The organism is Streptomyces sp. NPDC007929 (assembly GCF_042959065.1).
Classification (GTDB): Bacteria; Actinomycetota; Actinomycetes; order Streptomycetales; family Streptomycetaceae; genus Streptomyces.
This window is the reverse complement of record NZ_JBIBKD010000008.1, coordinates 89,456-113,291: the sequence shown is the minus strand read 5'-3', so window position 1 is coordinate 113,291 and position 23,836 is coordinate 89,456. Positions and strand designations below refer to the sequence as shown.

The window sequence follows — 23,836 nt, the reverse complement described above, 5'->3', positions numbered from 1 at the left end:
GTCTCGACACTTCCGCAAGCCTGGATCGATGAAATCCGTTGTTTGAGTCCCCGACTCCTGCGAATTCCGCACGATCGAAGGGATTGGGGGTGTTGAAAACGTGGGTCTGCCGACTAGGGTGGGTGTCTCAAGTACTGGACATCCGAACTGGAGGGCCGGCAGTGAGCACCGAGCTTCGTCGTCTGCGCAACTACATCGGCGGTGAGTTCCGGGACGCCGCCGACGGACGGACCACCGAGGTGGTCAATCCCGCGACGGGTGAGGCGTACGCGACCGCTCCGCTGTCCGGGCAGGCGGACGTGGACGCCGCGATGGCGGCGGCCGCCGAGGCCTTCCCCGGCTGGCGCGACACCACGCCCGCCGAGCGGCAGAAGGCCCTGCTGAAGATCGCGGACGCCTTCGAGGAGCGCGCCGAGGAACTGATCGCGGCCGAGGTGGAGAACACGGGCAAGCCCACCGGGCTGACCCGCTCCGAGGAGATCCCGCCGATGGTCGACCAGATCCGCTTCTTCGCGGGTGCGGCGCGGATGCTGGAGGGCCGCTCGGCCGGCGAGTACATGGAGGGCCTGACCTCCATCGTGCGCCGCGAGCCGGTCGGTGTCTGCGCGCAGGTCGCCCCGTGGAACTACCCGATGATGATGGCCGTGTGGAAGTTCGCCCCGGCGATCGCCGCGGGCAACACCGTGGTGCTCAAGCCGTCGGACACCACCCCGGCCTCCACGGTCCTCATGGCCGAGATCATCGGCTCGATCGTCCCCAAGGGCGTCTTCAACGTCATCTGCGGCGACCGCGACACCGGCCGCCTGATGGTGGAGCACGACACCCCGGCGATGGCCTCCATCACCGGTTCCGTGCGCGCCGGCATCCAGGTCGCCGAGTCCGCCGCCAAGGACGTCAAGCGCGTCCACCTGGAGCTGGGCGGCAAGGCCCCGGTCGTGGTCTTCGAGGACACCGACATCGCCAAGGCCGTCGAGGACATCTCCGTCGCCGGCTACTTCAACGCCGGCCAGGACTGCACCGCCGCCACCCGCGTGCTCGTCCACGAGTCCATCCACGACGAGTTCGTCTCCGCGCTCGCCAAGGCCGCCTCCGAGACGAAGACCGGGCAGCCGGACGACGAGGACGTGCTGTTCGGCCCGCTCAACAACCCCAACCAGCTCAAGCAGGTCGAGGGCTTCATCGAGCGGCTGCCCGCGCACGCGCGCGTGGAGGCCGGCGGCAAGCGGGTCGGCGACAAGGGCTACTTCTACGCCCCGACCGTCGTCTCGGGCCTGAAGCAGACCGACGAGATCATCCAGAAGGAGGTCTTCGGCCCCGTCATCACCGTGCAGTCCTTCTCCGACGAGGAGCAGGCCGTGGAGTGGGCCAACGACGTCGAGTACGCGCTGGCCTCCTCGGTGTGGACCAAGGACCACGGGCGCGCCATGCGGATGTCCAAGAGGCTCGACTTCGGCTGCGTGTGGATCAACACCCACATTCCGCTGGTCGCCGAGATGCCGCACGGCGGCTTCAAGAAGTCCGGCTACGGCAAGGACCTCTCGGGCTACGGCTTCGACGACTACACGCGCATCAAGCACGTCATGACGTCGCTGGACGCGTAACCGACCGGCTCGGTCGACGGCCCTGGGCGCTGATGCCGCCCGGGGCCGTTCTCGCGCGTGCCTCAAGGCCACCAGGTCAGCACGTCGTCCACCGCCCGGGTCAGCTCTTCCCGCGCCTCCTCACCGGCGACCGACACCAGACGCGAGAGGTTGTCGGTGATCACGGTCAGGGCCCTGTCCTGCGAGGTCAGGGACACGAGGCGGCGTACGAGGGCGACGAACTCCCCGGGCGAGCAGCCGTGTTCGTCCATGGGCCTGGCAAGGAGGGCGGTTGCCAGGTCGGCGTCGTCCGGAGCGAGGCCGACGGCCGTCTCCAGGGACTCCGGGTCCAGGTACGGCACGAGTCTGACCAGCTTCTCCGGACGCATGGCCCGGTCGACCTGGGCCAGGCAGTCCAGCGCCTCCGCCGGCACCGCGGCACCCTCCTGTTCGGGCAGCACGGAAAGCAGGACGCAGTACGCCTCCCAGCGCCACCCACCAGGGCCAGGCCGGCCGGTCCGTCACCACGTTGGTGACCAGCCCACTGGCCGCCGAGGCGACCACCGAACCCCCCGCGACCACCGCTTGTTTCACTCCGCGTCCCACCACCGCCCCAACGTACCGCTCCGCCACGGGCCCGGTACCCGGATGAGCTGTTCGGCCATCGCCCACCCTTTTTGAACATGTTCAAGAATGGGCTAGGGTGCTTTTCATGAGCGACAGAGCCGCCCTGCTGAAGGGCATTCGCGCGTGGCTGGTCTTCTTCGTGGTGTGCCTGGTGTTCAGCGGTGCGACGGCCTTCCCCCTGGTCCACGAGCTGCGCTGGACCGAGGATCTGTTGCGCGGGCTGTCCGTGGGTGAGTACCTGCCCGGGCTGACGGAGTGGATCGGGCGGGTGCGGGCAGGTCTCGACGAGGCCGACGCCGAGTACCCGTTCCTCCTCTACGGCACGGACTGGCTCGCCTTCGCGCACCTGGTCATCGCGGTCGCCTTCTACGGGCCCTATCGTGACCCGGTCCGCAACATCTGGGTCGTCGAGTTCGGGATGATCGCCTGCGCGGGCATCATCCCTCTCGCCCTGATCTGCGGGCCGCTGCGCGGGATCCCCTTCTGGTGGTCGGTGATCGACATGGCCTTCGGGGTGTTCGGGGTGATCCCGCTGTACGTCGTACGGCAGCGGATCAAGCGGCTGGAGGCGCTGACCGTACCGGTGGCAGCCCCGGTGCCGGGCGTCTGAGAAAAAAACCGCTATCCCGCGAACGTTCACCTCGTCTCCCCGCATGTGACCCCCGGCATGGGGGCCCCAAGACCGGCTGAGAGGGTGCGTGCGGAACATCGGTGACACCAGGCGTGAAGAGGCCATCGTGGACAGTCAGCACTGGCGCGCCGTCATCACGGCGGCGCAGGCCGGCGACCGGCGGGCACTGGACGAGCTGGTCGAGGGCTGGCTGCCGCTGGTCTACAACATCGTGGGACGGGCCCTCAACGGGCACGCCGACGTCGACGACGTCGTGCAGGAGACGATGCTGCGCGCGGTCGGCAACCTCGGCTCCCTGCGCGACCCGGACAGCTTCCGGTCCTGGCTGGTGGCGATCGCCGTGCGGCAGATCCGCGACCGGGCCCGACGCAGGACCCCGGACCGGCTGGAGGAGGCGCCGGCACCCGACTTCGCCGAACTGACCGTGCTGCGCCTCCAGTTGGAGGGACAGCGGCGCGAGGTCGCCGAGGCGGCGCGCTGGCTCGACGAGGACGACCGGCAGCTGCTGTCGCTGTGGTGGCTGGAGGTCGCGGGCGAACTGACCCGGCGCGAGCTGGCCGCCGCCGTGGGCATCACCCGGCAGCACGCGGCCGTGCGCGTCCAGCGGATGAAGGAGCGCCTGGAGACCTCGCGCGGCATCGTCCGCGCGCTGGACGGCGCCTGCCCCGGCCTGCGGGAGATGACCGGCCGGTGGGACGGCCGGCCCGACTCGGTGTGGCGCAAGCGGCTGGCGAGGCACCTGCGCGGCTGCGGCTACTGCGGCGGCACCCGCGAGGCCGTCGTCCCCGCCGAGCGCCTGCTGGCCGGCATCGCCCTGGTCCCGCTGCCCGTCGGCTTCACCCTGTCGCTCGCCCTCGGCGGAAAGACCGCGGCGGCCGCCACGGCCGCGACCTCGGCCGGCTGGTCGGCCCAGCTGCTCGGCGCGCTCACCAAGCCGGCCGTCGCGCTGACCGCGGGCGCGACGATCGTGGCGGGCGGCGCCTACGTCGTCACCCAGCCGCCGGACGCCCCGCCGCCCCGGGCCGCCCTCGCACCCACAGCCACGGTCACCCCGCAACCGCCGCGCACCCTCGCCCCGCCCGCCCCCACCCCCAGGCCCTCACCCTCACCCACCACGAAGCCGTACGGCACGGTCGTCGACACCGCCGACCCCGCGCCCGACCCGAACACCCGGCCCGCCGCCCTGCCCCGCCGCCCCGAGTCCGGCATCACCAGCACTGGCGGCCCCAAGGCCGTCATGCAGCACCGCGGCGACCGGGTGACCCTCACCGGCCGGGGCTACGTCCTGGTCCGCTGGCAGATCTCGCCCGCGTCCCGGCCCGGCGCGCTGGTCATGCCGTCCTGGACCGGCCTGAAGGGCAAGCTGTTCCACGTGGCGTCCGCGGGCACGCGGCGGATGGACGACCCACTGCCCGGCGCCCCGAACGGCTACGCCACCGGCATGGGCGGCCCGGACATCGGCTACGCCGTCCTCCCGCCCGGCACCCAGCAGATGTGGCAGAACGAGTACTTCTACCTCGACGGCACCGTCACCCTCACCCAGAACGAACGGGGCTGCGACTACGGCCTCATCGTCTTCCCGTCGGACCGGGACGCCGTGGTCGAGGACATCGACCACGGTCCGCCCCAGGGGGCCATCCGCTACGGACTCGTCCGCGACACCGGCACCGACAGCGCCCCCGTGCCGCAGTACGTCACCCGCGCGACCCCGGCCGATCCGGCGACGGTGGCGCAGCGCTCGCGCGTGTAGCGCACAGCACGTCGACACGGTTGGTGGTGATCGAATCCACGCCCGCCGCCAGCAGCCGCCGCATGGAACGGCGGGTGTCAGGGGTCCAGACGGACAGCAGACACCCGTCGCGGTGCACGCGCTCGGCGAGCGGGCGGTCCACCAGGGAGAAGCGGTAGTTGAGCCAGCGCGGGCGGACCGCCTCCAGCAGGACGGGCCGCGGCGGGGCGAGCGTCGTCCAGGTGAGGGCGATCTCGGCGCCCGCGTCCACCGCGCGCACGGCGAGCATGGCGTCGGCGCCCGCGCAGTAGTAGACGCGCTCCGCCGCCCCCGCCTCCTCCACCACGCCCAGGATGCGGCGCACCGCCCGCACATCCGGCGACCCGGGCAGGTCGATCATCACCCGGTGCCCGCCGGTCGCCGCCAGCGCCTCGGCCAGGGCCGGCACCCCGCCGCCGGTCAGCCCCCGCACCTCCTCGAAGGACAGCGCGTGCACCGGCCGTTCGTGCTCCCACAACCGCTTCAGCGTCGCGTCGTGCAGCAGCACCGGCACGCTGTCCCGGGTGAGCCGTACATCGACCTCCACCGCGTCCGCGCCCCGGCTCAGGGCCGAACGCAGCGAGGCGACGGTGTTCTCACGGACGCGGTAGGGGTCGCCCCGGTGGGCCACGGCGACGGGGGCGGATGTCACGGGGCGAGCCACCGCGCGGTGTACGTGTCGATCTCGCCGGTGATCCGCGACTTGCCCGCGGCGTCCAGGAAGGACGCCTCGACGGAGTTCTTCGCCAGCTCCGCCAGGCCCCGCTCGTCGAGGTCGAGGAGCCGGGCGGCGACCGCGTACTCGTTCTCCAGGGTCGTACCGAACATGGGCGGGTCGTCGGAGTTGATGGTGACGACGACCCCGGCCCGCACGAACTCCTTGATCGGGTGCTCGTCGAGGGTGCGCACCGCGCGGGTGGCGATGTTCGAGGTCGGGCACACCTCCAGCGGGATCCGGTGCTCGGCGAGGTGCGCGAGCAGCTCGGGGTCCTGCGCGGAGCTGGTGCCGTGCCCGATGCGCTCGGCGCGCAGATGGGTCAGCGCGTCCCACACCGTCCGCGGGCCGGTCGTCTCCCCGGCGTGCGGTGCGGAGTGCAGCCCCGCGGCGATCGCCCGGTCGAAGTACGGCTTGAACTGCGGCCGCTCCACGCCGATCTCGGGCCCGCCGAGACCGAAGGAGACCAGGCCCTCCGGGCGCAGCCGGTCGTCGGTGGCGAGCCGGGTGGTCTCCTCGGCGGCCTCCAGACCCGCCTCACCGGGGATGTCGAAGCACCAGCGCAGCACGGTCCCGAACTCGGCCTCGGCGGCCTTGCGGGCGTCCTCGATGGCGTCCATGAAGGCCCGCTCGTCGATGCCGCGCCGGGTGGAGGAGAACGGCGTGATGGTCAGCTCGGCGTACCGCACCTGCTGGCGGGCCAGGTCCCGCGCCACCTCGAAGGTCAGCAGCCGGACGTCCTCCGGGGTGCGGATCAGGTCCACGACCGACAGGTACACGTCGATGAAGTGCGCGAAGTCGGTGAAGGTGAAGTAGTCGGCCAGCGCCTCGGGGTCGGTCGGCACCTTCGAGTCGGGGTGCCGCGCGGACAGCTCGGAGACGATCCGGGGGGAGGCGGATCCCACGTGGTGCACATGCAGTTCGGCCTTGGGCAGGCCGGCGATGAAGGCCTTCAGCTCGCGTGGGGCGCGGGGGTCGACGAGATGCTCGGTCAAGGGTTCCTCCCCGGAACGGCGCCGTCGCCGCCGGCGTGTGGCGGGTGGGACGCGGGTGATCGGCTGATCGGTTGACGCGAATTCATCGTATGCCGTTCGGTGCGATGCCCTCTGCTAGGGGCGCGGGGCGCCATCGCGGCGCGGGACTCCGCCCCGGTGGTGAGGGAGAGGCGGAGGCCGCGTTTGCCCCGTCCGCGAGGCGCGCCAGGCTCCGCCCGCGGGGCCCCGGCCCTGCGGGGTTCCACCCCGCGTGGGCGTGAGGCCGCAGAGGGCTGCGCCCGGGATGGGCGCGAGGCCCCGCGGGGTTGCGCCCCGGTTGGGATGAGGTCGCGTAGGGCCCGCCCGCGAGACCGCGTCGGGCTCCGCCCGCATGGGGTGCGGGTCGGTGGCGCGGGGCTCTGGCGCGTGGGGTTCCGCCCGCGTGGGGCTCCGGCCCTGCGGGGTCCGTCCGCGTGGGTGTGAGGTGGCGTAGGGCTGCGCCCGGGGTGGGCGCGAGGTCGGGCGGGGCACTGCCCTGGGTTCCGCCCGCGTGGGCGCGACGCCGCATGCGGCTGCTTGCCGCGTGGGCATGACGCCGTGTCGGGCTCCGCCCCGCGTAGTGCGAGGTCGCGTGGGTGTGAGGCCGGATCGGGCTCCGCTCGCATGGGGTGCGGGTCGGTGGCGCGGGGCTCTGGCGTGTGGGGTTCCGCCCGCGTGGGGCTCCGGCCGCATGACGTCGTGTCGGGCTCCGCCCCGCGTAGTACGAGGTCGCGTGGGCTCGGCCGTGTGGGGTGCGAGGTCGTGCTAGGCCCGCCCGCCTGGGCGTGAGGTCGCGTGGGGCTCCGGCCGTGTCGGCGTGAGCGGCCTCGCGGCCCCTGGCCCTCCGCGTGCCCGGCTCCTGGCCCTCCGCGTGCCCGGCTCCTGGCCATCCGTGTGCCCGGCCGGTATCCCCCCACGTACCCGGCTCCTGGCCCTCCGCGTGCCCGGCCTGTATCCCCCACGCACCCGGCCCGTGGCCCTCCGCGTGCCCGGGCTGTGGCTCTTCGTGTACCCGCCCTGTGGCTCGTGCCGGAGCGCCCCGTAGCATGACCACACGATCGACCCAGGGGGGAACAGGATGACGGACGCGACGCAGCCCGACGGTGGTGGAGGCGCCGGCCACGACCCGTGGGCGCCCCCGGAGCACACGCCCTCACTCGACAAGCAGCAGCCCCCCGCCGCGGGGCCGCCGTCCGTGCACGACCAGGCCACGGTCACCTCGATGCCGGGCTTCACCCCGCCCACCGGCACGCCGCAGTACGACCCGTCCGGCGCCGGCGCGGGCGTCGTCCCGCCCCCGCCCGTGGCTCCCACCGGCCCGGGAGCGCCCGGCGGCTACGGCTACCCCGGCTACCCGCAGTCCGGATACCCCCAGTCCGGCTACGGCTGGCCCGGCATGCCCCCGGCCCCCCAGAACGGCCTGGGCATCGCCGCGATGGTGCTCGGCATCGTCTCCTGCACCCTCTTCTGCCTCTACGGCGTGGTCTCCCTGATCACCGGCATCCTCGCCGTCGTCTTCGGCATCAAGGGACGCAAACGCGCCGAGGCCGGAGTCGCCACCAACCACGGGCAGGCCCAGGCCGGTCTGATCATGGGCATCATCGGGATCATCCTCGGCATCGCGGTGATCGTGCTGATCGCCGTCGGCATCACGGCCGCGATCAACAGCGACAACTACGACGACGGCTCGACCTACGGGACCCTCGGCCCGGTGGCCACCGCCGTGTCCCACCGCTGAAACCCAGGCTCTGCAAGGCCGAGTTGGCCACTACGATGCCTTGGTCTGACAACGGAGGGGAGTTCGTCCATGTCCAACACCAACCCGCCGCCGGGTGGTTTCGGCCCACCGGCCCAGCCGCCGCAGCAGCCGGCCCCGGGATACGGCTATCCGCAGCAGCCCCCCGGCGCCCCGGGCTACGGCTACCCCCAGGGCGGCCCCGGCTACCCGGCCGCGCCGCCCGTGGGCTACCCGCAGGCGCCCGGTTACGGGATGCCCGCGCAGCCCAGCAACGGCATGGGCACCACGGGACTGGTGCTGGGCATCATCGGTGTGGTCTGCAGCGTCACGTTCATCATGTGGTTCTTCGGCGTGATCCTGGGCATTCTCGCGATCATCTTCGGCGCCATCGGCCGCGGCAGGGCCACCCGCGGTGAGGCCACGAACAAGGGCGCGGCGACCGCGGGCCTGGTCTGCGGCATCATCGCCACCGTGATCCTCCCGCTGCTGGGCTTCCTGCTGTTCGCCAGCATCATGGGCGGGCTCGGCGCCGCGTCCTGACGCTGCTCACGAAAGCTCGACCAGGGGCCGGTCCCGGGGGACCGGCCCCTTGCTCATGCCCCCTCCCGCAGCCGCCCCCGCGCCTCCATCAGCGCGAAGCCCAGCAGATTCGGCCCCCGCCACCGCTCCGGATCCATCGCCGCGTCGTCGTCCGCGGCCAGCCCGATGCCCCACACCCGGTCCACGGGGCTCGCCTCCACCAGCACCCGGTCGCCGGTGCCCAGCAGATACCCCGCCAGCTCGGGGTGCGCGCCGAACTTGTGGACGCTGCCCTCCACCACGATCCGGAACCGCTCCCGCGCCCACACCGCCTCGTCGAACCCGCGCACCAGCCGCCCGGCCTTCTTCGCCTCGGCGGGCCGCTCCGCGGCCAGCACGGCACGCTCGGCCGCCGCGTCCTCGAAGAGGCGGGCCTTGCCGGCCATCATCCAGTGCTCCGCCGTCGCGTAGGACACGCCGTCCACGGTGAACGGCGCCGGCCACCACTGGCTCAGACAGCTCGCCCCGATCCGGCCGTCCGGCCGCGGCCGGTGCCCCCAGAAGTGCAGATAGGTGACCCTGGCCCCCGCCTGGACGGCCCTGATCAGGGCCTCCTGCGAGTCGACCGCCCCCGTGATCTTCTCCATGCACGCGAGTTTGGCACGCACCACTGACACAGCGTCCTGCCTTTTCGCGGTGAACTCGACACCTGGTCGACAGATTCCGTCGCGTAACCAAAAATCAACAACGGAATCACTTGTTGGAGTGGCATACCTCTGTCAGGATCGGCACTCAAATCGAGCCTGAGCCACGCCGGCCCCATCAGGGGACACGGAGGAGAGCGACATGCACAACCCGGGCACTGCCACCGAGGACCGATTTCCGGCCGAGGAGCGCTTCGCGGAGGGCGCGCAGTACATCGCGGGGCGCCTGACCAGGGGCACCTCGGGCCGCACCCACACGGTCGTCGACCCGGCCTCGGGCGAGGAGGTCCTCACCTACGAGCTGGCGGGCCCGGCCGACGTCGACCGGGCCGTCGCCGCGGCCCGCGCGGCCTTCCCCGGCTGGGCGGGAACCACCCCGGCGGAGCGCTCCGACGCCCTGCACCGGTTTGCCGCGGTCCTGGCCGACCGGGCCGAGGAGTTCGCCCGCGCCGAGTCGCTCCAGTGCGGCAAGCCGCTGAAGCTGACCCGCGAGTTCGACGTCCCCGGGACCATCGACAACGCGGCCTTCTTCGCCGGTGCCGCACGGCATCTCCAGGGTCAGTCGGCCGGCGAGTACTCCGGCGACCACACCTCGTACATCCGGCGCGAGCCGATCGGCGTCGTGGGGTCGATCGCGCCCTGGAACTACCCCCTCCAGATGGCCGCCTGGAAGGTCCTCCCGGCGATCGCCGCGGGCAACACCATCGTCCTGAAGCCCGCCGAGCTCACCCCGCTGACCTCGCTGCTCTTCGCCCAGGCGGCCACGGACGCCGGGATCCCCGACGGCGTGATCAACATCGTCACCGGCACGGGCAAGGAGGCCGGAGAGCACCTCGTCGGCCACCCCGACGTGGTCATGACCTCGTTCACCGGCTCCACCGCCGTCGGCAAGCGCGTCGCCGAGGTGGCCACCGCCACCGTCAAGCGCCTCCATCTGGAGCTCGGCGGCAAGGCGCCCTTCGTGGTCTTCGACGACGCCGACCTGGAGGCCGCCGCCCACGGCGCGGTCGCGGGCTGTCTGATCAACACCGGGCAGGACTGCACGGCCGCCACGCGCGCGTACGTGCAGCGGCCGCTGTACGACGCCTTCGTGGAGCGGACCGCGGCGCTCATGGAGACGGTCCGGCTCGGCGACCCCTTCGCCGCCGGCACCGACCTCGGCCCGCTGGTCTCGCACGTTCAGCGGGACCGGGTCGCCGGATTCGTGGACCGGGCGCGGTCCTACGCGCGCGTGGTGACCGGCGGCGAGGCACCCGAGGGTGAACTCGCCAAGGGCGCCTACTACCGGCCCACCCTGATCGCCGACGCGGCCCAGGACAGCGAGGTCGTGCAGTCCGAGATCTTCGGCCCGGTCCTGGTCGTGCTGCCGTTCGACACCGACGACGAGGGACTCGCGCTCGCCAACGACACCCCCTACGGCCTGGCCGCCTCCGCCTGGAGCCGGGACGTGTACCGGGCGAACCGCGCCACGCGTGAGATCAAGGCCGGCTGCGTGTGGATCAACGACCACATCCCGATCATCAGCGAGATGCCGCACGGCGGCTACAAGTCCTCCGGCTACGGCAAGGACATGTCCGCGTACTCCTTCGAGGAGTACACCCAGATCAAACACGTCATGTTCGACAACACCGCGGTGGCCGCGAAGGACTGGCACCGCACCGTGTTCGGGGACCGATAGCCGCTACTCAGGCCGCCTGACCAACGGCCGTCCACCCTCCGAAAGGGCACCACGCGCATGGAGCAGTACGAGCCCGACCGCCTGTCCGCGGCCCAAGTGGCCGCCGTGCGGCGCAGTCTCAAAAACGGCAGGGCCGCTCTCACCCGGCGGTCCCTGCTGCGCGCCTCCGCGGGCGGGGCGCTCGCGGCCGGCGGACTGGGGACGCTGAGCGCCTGCGGCATCCCGGCGGCCGGCCAGTCCAAGGGCGGCGTCTCCGCCGAGGACCACTCGGCCAAGGAGAAGACGGTGACCTTCTCCAACTGGACCGAGTACATGGACGTCGACGACAGCGGCAAACGCCACCCGACCCTGGACCAGTTCGCCGAACGGACCGGCATCACGGTCAAGTACAGCGAGGACATCAACGACAACAACGAGTTCTTCGGCAAGATCAAGCCGCAGCTCGCCGCGGGCCAGGACACCGGCCGCGACCTGATCGTCCTCACCGACTGGCTGGCCGCCCGGCTCATCCGCCTGGGCTGGGTGCAGAAGCTCGACCCGAGCAACCTGCCGCACGCCTACGCCAACCTGTCGGCCCAGTTCCGCACTCCCGACTGGGACCCGGGCCGTGCCTACTCGTACGTCTGGCAGGGCATATCGACCGTCATCGCGTACAACAAGAAGGCCCTCGACGGCGTCGAGGTGAAGTCGGTCTCCGACCTGCTGGACAACCCCAAGCTCAAGGGCCGGGTCGGGTTCCTCTCCGAGATGCGCGACAGCATCGGCATGACGCTGCTCGACATGGGCAAGGACCCGGCGGACTTCACCGCCGACGACTACGACGCGGCCATCGCACGGCTCCAGAAAGCCGTCGACAAGGGCCAGATCCGCCGCTTCACGGGCAACGACTACACCTCGGACCTGACCAGCGGCGACTTCGCGGCCTGCGTCGCCTGGGCCGGTGACGTCGTCCAGCTCAAGGCGGACAGCCCCGACATCGACTTCCTCATCCCGGACAGCGGCTACGTGACGTCGACCGACAACCTGCTGATCCCGAACAAGGCCCGGCACAAGACCAACGCCGAGCGGCTCATCGACTTCTACTACGAGCCGAAGGCCGCCGCCGAACTCGCCGCGTACATCAACTACGTGTGTCCCGTCGACGGCGTGAAGGCCGAACTCGCGAAGATCGACGAGGACGCGGCGAACAACCCGCTGATCATTCCCGACAAGGCCATGGCCGCCAAGTCCCACGCCTTCCGCTCGCTGAGCTCGAAGGAAGAGACCGAGTTCGAAGCGAAGTTCGCGAAGCTGACGGGGGCGTGACCACCATGACGAACAAGAGCGACACCGGCGGCGACGTCCGCCTCACGGGCATAGCCAAGACCTACGGCTCCTTCACCGCCGTCCACCCGCTCGACCTGACCGTGCCGCAGGGCTCCTTCTTCGCCCTGCTCGGCGCCTCCGGCTGCGGCAAGACCACCACCCTGCGCATGATCGCCGGCCTGGAGGAACCCTCCGCCGGCACCGTCTTCCTCGGCGACCAGGACGTCACCGCCCTGCCGCCGTACAAGCGGCCGGTGAACACGGTCTTCCAGTCCTACGCCCTCTTCCCGCACCTCGACATCTTCGAGAACGTCGCCTTCGGCCTGCGCCGGCGCGGATGGAAGTCGGTGAAGAAGCAGGTCGAGGACATGCTGGAGCTCGTGCAGCTCGGCGAACAGGCCCGCAAGAAGCCGCACCAGCTCTCCGGCGGCCAGCAGCAGCGCGTCGCCGTCGCCCGCGCCCTGATCAACCACCCCAAGGTGCTCCTGCTCGACGAGCCGCTCGGCGCCCTCGACCTCAAGCTGCGCCGCCAGATGCAGCTGGAGCTCAAGCGCATCCAGACCGAGGTCGGCATCACCTTCGTCCACGTCACCCACGACCAGGAGGAGGCCATGACCATGGCCGACACGGTCGCCGTGATGAACGCGGGCCGCGTCGAGCAACTGGGCGCCCCCACCGAGCTCTACGAGAACCCGCGCACGACGTTCGTCGCGAACTTCCTCGGCACCTCCAACTTCATCGAGGCCGAGGTCGACTCGAAGAACGGCGAGGAGATCGTGCTCAAGGCGGGCGGCGGCAAGCTCGTCCTGCCCGGGGGGCGATGTTCGGCGCCCACGACGACCGGTGGCAAGGTACTGGTCGGCGTACGCCCCGAGAAGATCTCCCTCACCCACGCCGACGACGCCGGCGAGATCCCCGAGGGCCGCAACCGCATCACCGGGCGGATCGCCGACTCCAGCTTCATCGGCGTCTCCACCCAGTACGTCGTCGACAGCCCGGTCTGCTCCGACTTCGAGGTCTACGCCCAGAACATCGACCGCGACCCCCGCCTGGCCCCCGGCGCCGAGGTCGTCCTGCACTGGAACCCGGCCCACACCTTCGGCCTGGACGCCGCGCAGGACGCCGACGCGGGAGTGGAAGAGGCGGCCTGATGTCGACACTCACCGAGGCGCCACCGCCCCTCGCGCCCGAGGCGCCCACAACCAAGCCCCCCAAGCGCCGGGGCCGCTTCACGCCGTACTGGCTGCTGCTGCCCGGCATCCTGTGGCTGGTCGTCTTCTTCGCGCTGCCGATGATCTACCAGGCCTCCACGTCCGTGCAGACGGGCTCCCTGGAGCAGGGCTACAAGGTCACCTGGCACTTCGCCACGTACTGGGACGCGCTGTCCGCGTACTGGCCGCAGTTCGTCCGCTCGGTGCTCTACGCGGGCACGGCGACGATCCTGTGCCTGCTGCTCGGCTATCCGCTGGCCTATCTGATCGCCTTCCGCGCCGGCCGCTGGAAGAACCTGATCATGATCCTGGTGATCGCGCCGTTCTTCACCAGCTTCCTGATTCGCACCCTCGCCTGGAAGACGATCCTCGCGGACGGCGGACCGGTCGTCGGCGCGCTCAACACGCTGCACGTCCTGGACGTCACCACCTGGCTCGGCATGACCGCCGGCGACCGCGTCCTGGCCACCCCGCTCGCGGTGGTGTGCGGTCTGACGTACAACTTCCTGCCGTTCATGATCCTGCCGCTCTACACCTCGCTGGAGCGCATCGACGGACGTCTCCACGAGGCCGCCGGTGACCTCTACGCACGGCCCTGGACCACGTTCCGCAAGGTCACCTTCCCGCTGTCGATGCCGGGTGTCGTCTCCGGCACGCTGCTCACCTTCATCCCGGCGGCCGGTGACTACGTGAACGCCGACCTGCTCGGCTCCACCGACACCCGCATGGTCGGAAACGTCATCCAGACACAGTTCCTGAGAGTCCTCGACTATCCGACGGCCGCGGCGCTCTCCTTCATCCTCATGGCGGCCATTCTGCTCATGGTCACCCTCTACATCCGCAAGTCGGGGACGGAGGATCTGGTCTAAATGCCCTTCGTCAACTGGCTGAAAAGAAATCTCGTCGTCATCGCGGGACTGCTGACCCTCGGCTATCTGCTGCTGCCGAACGTCGTCGTCACGGTGTTCTCCTTCAACAAACCGAAGGGGCGCTTCAACTACGAATGGCAGCAATTCTCCCTGGACGCCTGGAAGGACCCGTGCGGTGTCTCCGGGCTGTGCGGGTCGCTGTCCCTCAGCCTCCAGATCGCGGTCTGGGCGACCCTCGGCGCCACCCTCCTCGGCACGCTGATCGCCTTCGCCCTGGTCCGCTACCGGTTCCGCGCCCGCGGCGCCGTGAACTCGCTGATCTTCCTGCCGATGGCGATGCCCGAGGTCGTCATGGCCGCCTCGCTGCTCACCCTGTTCCTCAACATGGGCGCCCAGCTGGGCTTCTGGACGATTCTCATCGCCCACATCATGTTCTGCCTGAGTTTCGTGGTCACGGCCGTCAAGGCACGCGTGATGTCGATGGATCCCAAACTGGAGGAGGCGGCCCGGGACCTGTACGCGGGCCCGTTCCAGACCTTCGTCCGGGTGACCCTGCCGATCGCCGCGCCGGGCATCGCGGCGGGTGCGCTGCTCGCCTTCGCGCTGTCCTTCGACGATTTCATCATCACCAATTTCAACGCCGGCTCGACCGTCACCTTCCCCATGTTCGTCTGGGGTTCGGCGCAGCGCGGAACGCCCGTTCAGATCAATGTCATCGGCACGACCATGTTCGTGGTCGCCGTACTGTTCGTCCTGGTTTCCATGATTGCCGGAAACCGCCGCAACAGGCAGAAGGCATAACCCCGTAGGGAGTTGAAATCATGGCCCCGAGCGCCATGAATCAGTGGACCCGTTCGCTTTCCGACGTCCAGCCGGTCCCGTACTGGCTGGACGACCCCGGCCGGCCCCGCCCCGAACCCGCCCTCACCACCTCCGAGACCTGCGATCTGCTGGTCGTCGGCGGCGGCTACAGCGGCCTGTGGACGGCGCTGATCGCCAAGGAACGCGACCCGCAGCGGGACGTGGTGCTGGTGGAGGGCCGCGAGGTGGGCTGGGCCGCCTCCGGCCGCAACGGCGGATTCTGCGCCGCCTCCCTCACCCACGGCCTGCCCAACGGCCTCTCCCGCTGGCCGGACGAGATCCACCGGCTCCAGGAGCTGGGTGCCCGCAACCTCGACGAGATCGAGACGGCCCTCGCCCGGCACTCCATCGACTGCGACTTCGAGCGCACCGGCGAGATCGACGTCGCCACCGAGCCCTACCAGGCGCGGGAACTGCGCGAGTGGCACGAGGAGACGGCCCGCAGGGGCCTGGCCGAGGGCGTCGAGTTCCTGGACGCCGACGCCGTACGGGAGCAGGTGGACTCACCCACCTTCCAGGCGGGCCTGTGGGACCGCGGGGGCGTCGCCATGCTGAACCCGGCGAAGCTCGCCTGGGGCCTGAAGCGGGCGTGCGTGGAACTGGGCGTACGCGTCTACGAGAACACCCCCGCCCTGACCCTGAAGCCGTACGGGCCCGGCATGGCCGTACGCACCCCCTACGGCGGGATCCGCGCCCGCCAGGTCGCCCTCGGCACCAACATCTTCCCGAACCTGGTCAGACGCGTCCGCTCGTACACCGTCCCGGTCTACGACTACGCCCTGATGACCGAGCCGCTCACGCCCGGGCAGCTCGACTCGATCGGCTGGAAGAACCGCCAGGGCCTCGGTGACAGCGCCAACCAGTTCCACTACTTCCGGCTGTCCGCCGACAACCGGATCCTGTGGGGCGGCTACGACGCGATCTACCCCTACGGCGGCCGGGTCCGCGCCGAGTACGACGACCGGCCGGAGACCTACGCCAAGCTCGCCGGGCACTTCTTCACCTGCTTCCCGCAGCTGGAGGGCGTCCGCTTCAGCCACGCCTGGGGCGGTGCGATCGACACCTGCTCCCGCTTCTCGGCGTTCTTCGGCACCGCCCACCAGAGCAAGGTGGCGTACGCGGCCGGATACACCGGCCTCGGGGTCGGTGCCACCCGCTTCGGCGCCGAGGTGATGCTGGACCTGCTGTCCGGTGAGCGCACCGAGCGCACGGAGCTGGAGATGGTTCGCAAGAAGCCCCTGCCCTTCCCGCCGGAACCCTTCGCCTGGACGGGCATCGCCCTCACCAAGTGGTCCCTGGCCCGTGCGGACGCGCAGGGCGGCCGCCGCAATCTGTGGCTGCGCACGATGGACCGGTTGGGGCTGGGATTCGACAGCTGACCGACCGGGTGTGATCCGGTTCACTCCAACGAGGTGCCGGAACCCGCGTAATGGCCGGGGGGACACCCCCTTCTCTCCCTCGTGATGCTCGCGCGTGACGCTCGCGAGAGAGAGAAGGGGGTCTTTGACGATGACCGATGCGAAGACGGCGATCGAGTGGCTCGCATCCGTCGCACCCGATCCCGAGGCGTGCCGCTGGGAGTGGGAGCGCAACCCGCGCGGAGTCGCGCTGCTGCCGGCCGGGAGCGCCTGGGACGTGCTCATCCTGCCCGGCGCGCTCGGCTACGCCACACTCGACGTGCTCACCCGCGTCCTCGACCGGCCGGGGCCGGTACTCGTCGACTTCGGTGACGCCCGCATGGGGTTCTTCGTGCCGCCGGGCACCGCCACCCGCTGGCTCGGCACGGGCATCCGCACGGCGGGCGCCGGCACCTGGATCGTCGTGCCGTACCCCGGCCGCTCCTCACCCGGCGGCGTGCGCTGGCTGATCCCCCCGGACGGCTCCGGCATGCTGACGGACCCGTCCCTCCTGGAACTGGCCATGCACGAGGCGGCGGCGGGTCTGGCGACGGAGAACGGGGGGTGAGGAAGCCGGCGTCCGCTAGCTCCGGGGCAGCTCCGTCGTCGTCCGCTTGAGGAACAGCCACAGTGACGTCAGCAGCACCGCGCACAGGCACCAGCTGCCCGCCACGTCCAGGGGCCAGTGGTAGCCGCGGCGGATGAGGCCGTAGCTCGTGGCGAGGATCAGGGTCGTGCAGAGGGCGAGCAGGGCGCCGCGGGCCAGGGGCGTGCGGAGGCGGGGGAGCAGGAGCAGGGTCGCGGTGCCGTAGGCGACGGCGGCCGTCGCGGTGTGGCCCGAGGGGTAGTAGCCGGTGCCGGGTGGTTCGGCCGGAGTGGCCGGGCGGGCCAGCAGCGCCTTCAAGGGGACGACCAGTGCCGGGACCAGGGCCATGAGCAGGGCCCCGGCGGCGACGGGGAGCCACCAGCAGTTCGAACCGGCGCGGCGGTGGCGGACGGTGACATAGGCCAGCGCGACCGCGAGGACCGGCACCGCGACCTGGACGTTGCCCAGGTCGGCGAGGAGTTCCGAGAAGCGGTCCGGGTTCACCAGGACGCGGCTGAGGCGTTCGTCGAGCCCGACCAGTGGACCGTCGGCGGCGACCTGCCAGGTGATCAGGGCGAACAGGAGGGCCGGGAGGGCGAGCAGGAGGGCTGCGGGGCCCAGCGAGGTGGTGCGTTCCCGGTTCGCGGAGATCGGCATGGGGCACAGCTTGGCACGAGCACAGACGCCGACCAGCGGGCCCCCGCGGAGGATCACGTGAACCAGCCGTCCCATGACGCCGGCCTCTTCGACCACTGTCCCTGGCTCTTCGCCGAGCGGGCCTCCGGCGGGCAGCGCGCCGCACAGGAGCAGCGGCAGCGGCGGCTGCTCGCCGGGCCAGGCGAAGTGCGCCTGGGAGAGAACTGTTTCGTGGCGGAGACGGCCGCCGTGCACCCGGACGTCCTGCACCTCGGCGACCGCTCGTACATCGCGGCCCACGCCTACGTCACCGACGCCATACGCACCGGCGCCGACTGCACGATCAACCCCTTCACCGTGGTGCGCGGCACCGTGGCCCTCGGGGACGGGGTGCGCATCGGCGCCCACAGCTCGCTGCTCGGCTTCGACCACGGCTTCGCACCCGACCTGCCGGTCCATCGGCAGCCGGTCAGCAGCCGCGGGATCAGGGTGGGTGACGACGTGTGGATCGGCTCGCACGTGGTCGTCGTCGACGGTGTCACCATCGGCGACCACTGCGTCATCGGCGCGGGGGCGGTCGTCACGAAGGACCTCCCGGCCTGGTCGGTCGCGGCGGGCAACCCGGCCCGCCGGATCCGGGACCGACGCGAGCCACGCGCGGCGAAGAACCCGGCCCGCCCTGAACCCCCGTCCCGGGCGCCGCGACCGACGGATGCCGACGCGGAATCGGCACAGCGTTCCGGGCCCGGTGTTGCGGTAGAGGTCGGGCGGCCCGCCCGTACCGGTACCGACGACCTCGGCGCAGCGCTCGCCGCCTTCGTCAAGGCCGCCCGGGCCCAGGCCACCGGCCTGCTGGCCCGCTCCTGGTGTCCGGACACCGGGCGCTACGTCGATCGGCCCGGTGTCGAGCCGACCGTCCGGGCCCACTGCGACGCCGTCGAGATCGCCGACCTGCTGCTCGGCGAAGCCCCGCCGCAGCTGTCCGCCGCCGAACACGTGGAGCGGCTCCGGGCGTTGCAGGACCCCGCCACCGGCCTGGTCCCCGAACTCGGCGCCACCGCCCCGCTCCCGGGCCCCGCCGGGGTGCCGGACGGCGCCACCGCCTATCACGTGCTGTGCGTCGGCTACGCGCTCGACCTGCTCGGCAGCTCCTTCGCCCACCCGGTCCACGCGGTGCGGACCACGACCGCCGACCGGCTGGTCCGGCACCTCGGTGAACTGCCCTGGACCGACCGTGCCTGGCACGCCGGGGCGTGGGCCGACTCCTGGGCCACCGCCGCGTACTGGAACCTGCGCGCCGGTAGCGAGGCGGCAGCGCCCGGCGCGCTGGAGGCGCTGTTCGGCTGGCTGCACACCCACGCCGACCCGTGGACCGGGATGTGGGGCTCACCCACCCGGGAGGACGGACGCCTGCAGATGGTCAACGGCTACTACCGGCTCACCCGCGGCTCCTTCGCCCAGTTCGGCCTCCAAGTGCCGTACGCGGAGCGCGTGATCGACACCGTCCTGGACCACGCCCGCGACCCCCGCCACTTCGCGCCCGGCCGGGAGAACGCCTGCAACGTCCTGGACGTGATCCACCCCCTGTGGCTGTGCGCCCGGCAGACCGGCCACCGTCGGGAAGAGGCCCGGGCCTGGGCGGCGCGGCAGCTGACGGCCGCCCTGCGCCGCTGGCACCCCGGACAGGGCTTCGGGTTCGGTCCGACGCCGGACGGCAGCGGCCCGGGACGTGAACCCGGCCTGCAGGGCACGGAGATGTGGCTCGCGATCATCTGGCTGCTCGCGGACGTTCTCGGCATGGCCGACGTGCTGGGCTACCGCCCGCGGGGGATTCACCGCCCGGAGCCCGCTCCGGCCGCCCGAGCCTGACCGGCCATCTGAAATCCGCCCAGGAAGGAGAAGGAGAGGGGGCGGAAATGGAGGTCGGCCGCCCCGGAACAGGGGGGGTGGTTCCGGGGCGGCCGACCGGACCGGAACGCCGCGCGCCCCGGGGGGTTTGGGGCGGGCGACTGTCCGATCGGTGAGGAGATCCAGAGCCTCAGGCTCCGGTTGTGTGCGCGAGGGCACGACCAGGTCGAAGCTGGGGAGGCCCCGGCCTGATGTCACCCACAGTCCCCTGTGGGCGGGGTGTATCTCTCATCTGGGTAGAACCTACGACAGGGGCAGGGCGCTGGACAGGCCGTAGGGCCCGCTGCCATCCACCTCGCACACCTTCTTCACACCCTCTGCCCCTCGGGAGGTCAGACGCGGGAGAACGCCTGCTCGATGATGTCGAGGCCCTCGTTCAGCAGGTCGTCCCCGATGACCAGCGGGGGCAGGAAGCGGAGTACGTTGCCGTAGGTGCCACAGGTCAGGACCAGCAGGCCCTCGGCGTGGCACGCCTTGGCGAGCGCGGCGGTCGCCTCCGGGTTCGGCTCCTTGGTGGCGCGGTCCTTGACCAGCTCGATGGCGATCATGGCGCCGCGGCCGCGGACGTCACCGATGATGTCGAACTTCTCGGCCATGGCGCCGAGGCGGGCCTTCATGATCGCCTCGATGTTCTTCGCCTTGGCGTTGAGGTCGAGCTCCTTCATCGTCTCGATCGAGCCGAGCGCGCCCGCGCAGGCGACGGGGTTGCCGCCGTAGGTGCCGCCCAGGCCACCGGCGTGCGCCGCGTCCATGATCTCGGCGCGACCGGTGACGGCCGCGAGCGGCAGACCGCCCGCGATGCCCTTCGCCGTGGTGATGAGGTCCGGCACGATGCCCTCGTCCTCGCACGCGAACCACTGGCCCGTTCGGCAGAAGCCGGACTGGATCTCGTCGGCGACGAAGACGATGCCGTTGTCCTCGGCGAACGCGCGGATCGCGGGCAGGAAGCCCTTGGCCGGCTCGATGAAGCCGCCCTCGCCGAGCACCGGCTCGATGATGACCGCGGCGACGTTCTCCGCGCCGACCTGCTTGCTGATCTGGTCGATGGCCTGCGCGGCGGCCTCGGGCCCGGCGTTCTCCGGCCCGGTCGGCCAGCGGTAGCCGTACGCCACCGGCACGCGGTACACCTCCGGCGCGAACGGCCCGAAGCCGTGCTTGTACGGCATGTTCTTCGCGGTCAGCGCCATGGTGAGGTTGGTGCGGCCGTGGTAGCCGTGGTCGAACACCACGACGGCCTGGCGCTTGGTGTACGCCCGCGCGATCTTGACCGCGTTCTCGACGGCCTCGGCGCCCGAGTTGAACAGGGCGCTCTTCTTGGCGTGGTCACCGGGGGTCAGCTCGGCGAGGGCCTCGGCGACCTCGACGTACCCCTCGTAGGGCGTGACCATGAAACAGGTGTGGGTGAAGTCGGCCAACTGCGCCGACGCCCGACGTACGACGGCCTCGGCGGAGGCGCCCACGGACGTCACGGCGATGCCCGACCCGAAGTCGATCAGCCTGTTGCCGTCGACGTCCTCGATGATCCCGCCACCGGCACGCGCCGTGAACACGGGCAGCACGGACCCCACGCCCTGCGCGACCGCGGCGGTACGGCGGGCCTGCAGCTCCTGCGACTTCGGGCCGGGAATGGCGGTGACGACGCGGCGCTCCTGCGGAAGTGCGGTCATGCGGGGCTCCTGGGGTGGTGCGGATGGTCTGTACGGACGCTTGGCTTCTTTTCTCGCAGGCTAGGGCGGAGGAAGGGGGGTGGGCATGCTCCATGTGGGCGTTGTCGGCGGTGCGCCTTGTCCGGGGTGGACATGGCCGACTTACGGGACCGGTGCCCACGACCCGGCCGCGTAAGCGGTGAACTCCCCAGGGGAGGGCGTTAGATTGGCTCGCTGATGGTGGACGGAGCGGCTGGTCAGGGGGCAAGGGCGATGGACAGCGACGGGACGCAGGACGCGCGGGGTACGCATGCGAGTCCCGTGCCGCGCCCGGCGGGGCCTCCGCAGGTGCCCGCGATGCCTCCCAGGCCACCCCTGGCACCAGCGGCGCCACCGCTGCCGGACGGGTCCGCGTTCCTCACCTGGCTGCGCACGCCGCGCCCCGACGCCGCACCGGGCGTGTGGCGCTTCGGGCACCGGCCGCGGCCCGCGGAGGAGCCGGAGGAGATCCCCACCCGGCAGCTGCTGAGCGGGGCGCTGATCGCCTTCCTGGTGGGCTGGCTGATCTGGTCGCTGCTGCAGAACGGGTACCTCGGCACCTGGTGGTGGGTGCCGTTCGACCTGATCGTCCCCGACGCCTGGCGCGGTGGCGACAGCGATCTCGGCGCGACCGGGACGTTCATCGTCTACCAGGGGTACGAGCTGCTCGTCGCCCTGGGAATCATGATCGGGGCGGCCCGGCTCGGCCGCTGGGGCGAGGTGTGGCGCCGCTTCGTCACCCCCCGCTTGCGCCGTCCGCAGGTGCAGGAGGCCCGTACGGCCCCCGAGGACGACCCGGCCCAGTGGAACGAGCTGCGTGCCGCCGGGGCCCCGGACGCCGCCGAGCGGCTCGCCGGTGAGGCCCGTACCGGGCTGATGCGCGACGTCGACCACGCCCGGATCCTGCGGGCCTGGCAGGGCGTGCGCACCGGACGGCACAGCCTCGCCACGTTCAGCGCCGCCGTGCTCAAGGACGGCGCCGCCGCGTGCCTGCACCCCTCCGGGGAGCGCGACCTGCCCGCCCGGCTCGCCCGGCACGATCTCGTCACCGGGCAGGTGCGGCTCGGGACCACCGTCGACGACGCCCGCAACCCGTACGCCTACCGGGGCACCGGGCTCGCCCTCGGCCCCGACCTGCTCGGCACCTCGCTCGTCGCCGTCGGCCCCGCGGGGTCCGGCAAGACCGGCACCGTGGTGCGGCCCCTCGCCGAGTCGCTGTGCCTGCACGCCCTCGCCGGGCGGGCCGCCGTGGTCGTCGTGGGGGCGGCCGGGGCGGGGCTCGGCCCGGCCGACGCCTATGACGTGGTCGTACGGATCGGGAACCCGGACTCCGAGTACGACCTCGACCTGTACGGCGGCACCACCGACCCGGACGAGGCAGCGGCCGTGCTCGCCGAGGCGCTCGTCGGGGACCTCGCCGACCCGCACCCCGGCAGCGACAGCCGCCGTTCCACCACCGTCCTCGCCCAGCTGCTCGGGCCGTTCCGGGCCGTGCACGGGCGTTTCCCGTCCGTACCGGAGCTGCGGCAGCTGCTGGACGGCGCGCCGGGGCCGTTCGCCGCGCTGCGGCAGGGGCTCCACGAGGCCGGGCAGGAGTCGCTGCTGCGGGAGCTCGACGCCCGGGAGCGGCAGATGGGGCAGCCCGGGGACGTCGGCGGGGTGCTCGGCGATCGGGTGGCGCTGCTCGACCGGCCGGCCTTCGCCGGGTTCTTCGACACCTCCGGGCAGTCCAGGCCCTTCACCCTCAAGGCCCTCGACCACCCGGTGCGGGTGCGCATCGACCTGCCCCAGCGCGGGCACGCCGACGCCTCGAAGATGCTCGCGCGGCTCGTGCTCGCGCAGTTCACGGCCAGTGTCGCCGTACGCGAGGACCGGTCGCTGTTCGCCTGTCTGCTGCTGGACGACGCGACCGGGGTGGTGACGCCCGAGGCCGTGCGCGGCATCCAGCGGCTGCGCTCGGGCAACGCCGGGGTCGTGCTCACCCTGCGCACCCTGGACGACGTGGCCCGGCCGCTGCGCGGGCCGCTGCTCGGCGCGACCGGCTGCCGGATGGCCCTGTCGGGGCTCACCCCGTGGGACGGGCAGGACTTCGCCGAGGTGTGGGGCAAGGAGTGGACCGAGGCCCGCGACGTCACCGACCGGCAGATCATCGCGGAGACCCCCGCAGGCAAGGCCGTGCACATGCTGCGCCGGGTGATCACCGGCAAGGCCCCGACCGCGCGGGCGGTGACCGTACGGCAGGTCGAGCGGGAGCGCTGGTCCGCCTCCGAGCTGGCGCACGCCCTGCCGGCGGGGCACGCGGTGCTGTCGCTGACCGACGTCAAGGGCGAGCACGCGCCCCCGCTGCTGGTGGACCTGCGGGGCTGACCCCTTCCCACCGGCACGGCTACGCGGGCACCGTACGG

The 23,836-nt window shown here is 71.7% G+C and carries 20 protein-coding genes and 1 pseudogene; 14 read left to right on the top strand and 7 right to left on the bottom strand.

All coding sequences use genetic code 11. From position 1 onward, the window contains the following. The first annotated feature begins 161 nt into the window (after positions 1-161). On the top strand, positions 162-1,601 hold the full coding sequence (locus ACFZDE_RS26575) for an aminobutyraldehyde dehydrogenase (protein WP_391203916.1): 1,440 nt from the start codon (positions 162-164) through the stop codon (positions 1,599-1,601). 62 nt (positions 1,602-1,663) lie between these two features. Here ACFZDE_RS26575 and ACFZDE_RS26570 read toward each other — a convergent pair whose 3' ends face one another. Next, on the bottom strand, positions 1,664-2,041 hold the full coding sequence (locus ACFZDE_RS26570) for a hypothetical protein (protein ID WP_391203913.1): 378 nt from the start codon (positions 2,039-2,041) through the stop codon (positions 1,664-1,666). A gap of 251 nt (positions 2,042-2,292) precedes the next feature. Here ACFZDE_RS26570 and ACFZDE_RS26565 point away from each other — a divergent pair, with 251 nt between their 5' ends. Beyond that, the gene (locus ACFZDE_RS26565) at positions 2,293-2,817 is read left to right on the top strand and encodes a hypothetical protein (protein ID WP_391203910.1); all 525 of its coding nucleotides are present in this window, start codon (positions 2,293-2,295) and stop codon (positions 2,815-2,817) included. Positions 2,818-2,944: 127 nt separating this feature from the next. After that, entirely contained in the window at positions 2,945-4,588 is a 1,644-nt protein-coding gene (locus tag ACFZDE_RS26560) for a sigma-70 family RNA polymerase sigma factor (RefSeq protein WP_391203907.1), read from the top strand. On the opposite strand, the gene ACFZDE_RS26555 is transcribed toward ACFZDE_RS26560, so the two are convergent. Together ACFZDE_RS26555 and ACFZDE_RS26550 are read right to left on the bottom strand one after the other, a co-directional pair. Further along, on the bottom strand, positions 4,533-5,258 hold the full coding sequence (locus ACFZDE_RS26555; protein ID WP_391203904.1) for a glycerophosphodiester phosphodiesterase family protein: 726 nt from the start codon (positions 5,256-5,258) through the stop codon (positions 4,533-4,535). The two genes, ACFZDE_RS26560 and ACFZDE_RS26555, sit on opposite strands and share 56 nt — an antisense overlap. Continuing rightward, positions 5,255-6,376, bottom strand: a complete 1,122-nt coding sequence (locus ACFZDE_RS26550; protein WP_391204445.1) for an adenosine deaminase — start codon at positions 6,374-6,376, stop codon at positions 5,255-5,257. The genes ACFZDE_RS26555 and ACFZDE_RS26550 overlap by 4 nt, the downstream gene beginning before the upstream one ends. 1,036 nt (positions 6,377-7,412) lie before the next feature. Between ACFZDE_RS26550 and ACFZDE_RS26545 the strand changes: the two genes are divergently transcribed. Both ACFZDE_RS26545 and ACFZDE_RS26540 read left to right on the top strand, forming a co-directional pair. Beyond that, positions 7,413-8,072, top strand: coding sequence for a DUF4190 domain-containing protein (locus ACFZDE_RS26545; protein ID WP_391203901.1), 660 nt, complete (start codon positions 7,413-7,415; stop codon positions 8,070-8,072). A gap of 69 nt (positions 8,073-8,141) precedes the next feature. Continuing rightward, positions 8,142-8,612: a DUF4190 domain-containing protein gene (locus ACFZDE_RS26540; protein WP_391005689.1), complete on the top strand. Its 471-nt coding sequence runs from the start codon at positions 8,142-8,144 to the stop codon at positions 8,610-8,612. A gap of 53 nt (positions 8,613-8,665) precedes the next feature. On the opposite strand, the gene ACFZDE_RS26535 is transcribed toward ACFZDE_RS26540, so the two are convergent. Then, positions 8,666-9,238 carry an NADAR domain-containing protein gene (locus ACFZDE_RS26535; protein WP_391203898.1) on the bottom strand — a complete coding sequence of 191 codons (573 nt, stop codon included), beginning with the start codon at positions 9,236-9,238 and terminating at the stop codon, positions 8,666-8,668. A gap of 199 nt (positions 9,239-9,437) precedes the next feature. Here ACFZDE_RS26535 and ACFZDE_RS26530 point away from each other — a divergent pair, with 199 nt between their 5' ends. The 7 genes from ACFZDE_RS26530 (at position 9,438) to ACFZDE_RS26500 (ending at position 17,184) form a co-directional block, all read left to right on the top strand. Continuing rightward, positions 9,438-10,973, top strand: coding sequence for an aminobutyraldehyde dehydrogenase (locus ACFZDE_RS26530; protein WP_391203895.1), 1,536 nt, complete (start codon positions 9,438-9,440; stop codon positions 10,971-10,973). A gap of 57 nt (positions 10,974-11,030) precedes the next feature. Beyond that, on the top strand, positions 11,031-12,278 hold the full coding sequence (locus tag ACFZDE_RS26525; protein WP_391203892.1) for an extracellular solute-binding protein: 1,248 nt from the start codon (positions 11,031-11,033) through the stop codon (positions 12,276-12,278). Positions 12,279-12,283: 5 nt separating this feature from the next. Next, complete coding sequence (locus ACFZDE_RS26520; RefSeq protein WP_391204442.1) at positions 12,284-13,429, top strand: polyamine ABC transporter ATP-binding protein; 1,146 nt, start codon at positions 12,284-12,286, stop codon at positions 13,427-13,429. After that, a complete protein-coding gene (locus ACFZDE_RS26515) occupies positions 13,429-14,358 on the top strand; it encodes an ABC transporter permease subunit (RefSeq protein WP_391203888.1) in 930 nt (309 codons plus the stop codon). Before ACFZDE_RS26520 ends, ACFZDE_RS26515 begins: the two co-directional genes overlap by 1 nt. Beyond that, the gene (locus tag ACFZDE_RS26510) at positions 14,359-15,159 is read left to right on the top strand and encodes an ABC transporter permease subunit (protein ID WP_391005700.1); all 801 of its coding nucleotides are present in this window, start codon (positions 14,359-14,361) and stop codon (positions 15,157-15,159) included. It begins immediately after the preceding gene. A gap of 20 nt (positions 15,160-15,179) precedes the next feature. Continuing rightward, positions 15,180-16,598 carry an FAD-dependent oxidoreductase gene (locus ACFZDE_RS26505; protein ID WP_391203885.1) on the top strand — a complete coding sequence of 473 codons (1,419 nt, stop codon included), beginning with the start codon at positions 15,180-15,182 and terminating at the stop codon, positions 16,596-16,598. A gap of 130 nt (positions 16,599-16,728) precedes the next feature. After that, positions 16,729-17,184, top strand: a complete 456-nt coding sequence (locus tag ACFZDE_RS26500) for a hypothetical protein (RefSeq protein WP_391005704.1) — start codon at positions 16,729-16,731, stop codon at positions 17,182-17,184. A 15-nt stretch (positions 17,185-17,199) separates the two neighbouring features. Here ACFZDE_RS26500 and ACFZDE_RS26495 read toward each other — a convergent pair whose 3' ends face one another. Next, positions 17,200-17,859: a phosphatase PAP2 family protein gene (locus ACFZDE_RS26495; protein ID WP_391203882.1), complete on the bottom strand. Its 660-nt coding sequence runs from the start codon at positions 17,857-17,859 to the stop codon at positions 17,200-17,202. Positions 17,860-17,916: 57 nt separating this feature from the next. Between ACFZDE_RS26495 and ACFZDE_RS26490 the strand changes: the two genes are divergently transcribed. Continuing rightward, positions 17,917-19,707 carry a DapH/DapD/GlmU-related protein gene (locus ACFZDE_RS26490; protein ID WP_391203879.1) on the top strand — a complete coding sequence of 597 codons (1,791 nt, stop codon included), beginning with the start codon at positions 17,917-17,919 and terminating at the stop codon, positions 19,705-19,707. A 49-nt stretch (positions 19,708-19,756) separates the two neighbouring features. Here the strand turns inward: ACFZDE_RS26490 and ACFZDE_RS26485 are convergent. Together ACFZDE_RS26485 and gabT are read right to left on the bottom strand one after the other, a co-directional pair. Further along, positions 19,757-19,978: pseudogene (locus ACFZDE_RS26485) on the bottom strand (phosphoesterase); the annotation flags it as partial. A 100-nt stretch (positions 19,979-20,078) separates the two neighbouring features. Beyond that, positions 20,079-21,413, bottom strand: coding sequence for a 4-aminobutyrate--2-oxoglutarate transaminase (gabT, locus tag ACFZDE_RS26480; protein WP_391005710.1), 1,335 nt, complete (start codon positions 21,411-21,413; stop codon positions 20,079-20,081). A 252-nt stretch (positions 21,414-21,665) separates the two neighbouring features. Here gabT and ACFZDE_RS26475 point away from each other — a divergent pair, with 252 nt between their 5' ends. Continuing rightward, complete coding sequence (locus tag ACFZDE_RS26475; RefSeq protein WP_391203876.1) at positions 21,666-23,798, top strand: ATP-binding protein; 2,133 nt, start codon at positions 21,666-21,668, stop codon at positions 23,796-23,798. Positions 23,799-23,836: the final 38 nt, after the last annotated feature.

Excerpts from the sequence above, each read along its gene's own strand:
- ACFZDE_RS26565 (WP_391203910.1), top strand. The coding sequence starts at position 2,293 with ATGAGCGACAGAGCCGCCCTGCTGAAGGGCATTCGCGCGTGGCTGGTC.
- ACFZDE_RS26545 (WP_391203901.1), top strand. The coding sequence starts at position 7,413 with ATGACGGACGCGACGCAGCCCGACGGTGGTGGAGGCGCCGGCCACGAC.
- ACFZDE_RS26540 (WP_391005689.1), top strand. The coding sequence starts at position 8,142 with ATGTCCAACACCAACCCGCCGCCGGGTGGTTTCGGCCCACCGGCCCAG.
- ACFZDE_RS26535 (WP_391203898.1), bottom strand. The coding sequence starts at position 9,238 with ATGGAGAAGATCACGGGGGCGGTCGACTCGCAGGAGGCCCTGATCAGG.
- ACFZDE_RS26530 (WP_391203895.1), top strand. The coding sequence starts at position 9,438 with ATGCACAACCCGGGCACTGCCACCGAGGACCGATTTCCGGCCGAGGAG.
- ACFZDE_RS26525 (WP_391203892.1), top strand. The coding sequence starts at position 11,031 with ATGGAGCAGTACGAGCCCGACCGCCTGTCCGCGGCCCAAGTGGCCGCC.
- ACFZDE_RS26520 (WP_391204442.1), top strand. The coding sequence starts at position 12,284 with ATGACGAACAAGAGCGACACCGGCGGCGACGTCCGCCTCACGGGCATA.
- ACFZDE_RS26515 (WP_391203888.1), top strand. The coding sequence starts at position 13,429 with ATGTCGACACTCACCGAGGCGCCACCGCCCCTCGCGCCCGAGGCGCCC.
- ACFZDE_RS26510 (WP_391005700.1), top strand. The coding sequence starts at position 14,359 with ATGCCCTTCGTCAACTGGCTGAAAAGAAATCTCGTCGTCATCGCGGGA.
- ACFZDE_RS26505 (WP_391203885.1), top strand. The coding sequence starts at position 15,180 with ATGGCCCCGAGCGCCATGAATCAGTGGACCCGTTCGCTTTCCGACGTC.
- ACFZDE_RS26500 (WP_391005704.1), top strand. The coding sequence starts at position 16,729 with ATGACCGATGCGAAGACGGCGATCGAGTGGCTCGCATCCGTCGCACCC.
- ACFZDE_RS26495 (WP_391203882.1), bottom strand. The coding sequence starts at position 17,859 with ATGCCGATCTCCGCGAACCGGGAACGCACCACCTCGCTGGGCCCCGCA.
- gabT (WP_391005710.1), bottom strand. The coding sequence starts at position 21,413 with ATGACCGCACTTCCGCAGGAGCGCCGCGTCGTCACCGCCATTCCCGGC.
- ACFZDE_RS26475 (WP_391203876.1), top strand. The coding sequence starts at position 21,666 with ATGGACAGCGACGGGACGCAGGACGCGCGGGGTACGCATGCGAGTCCC.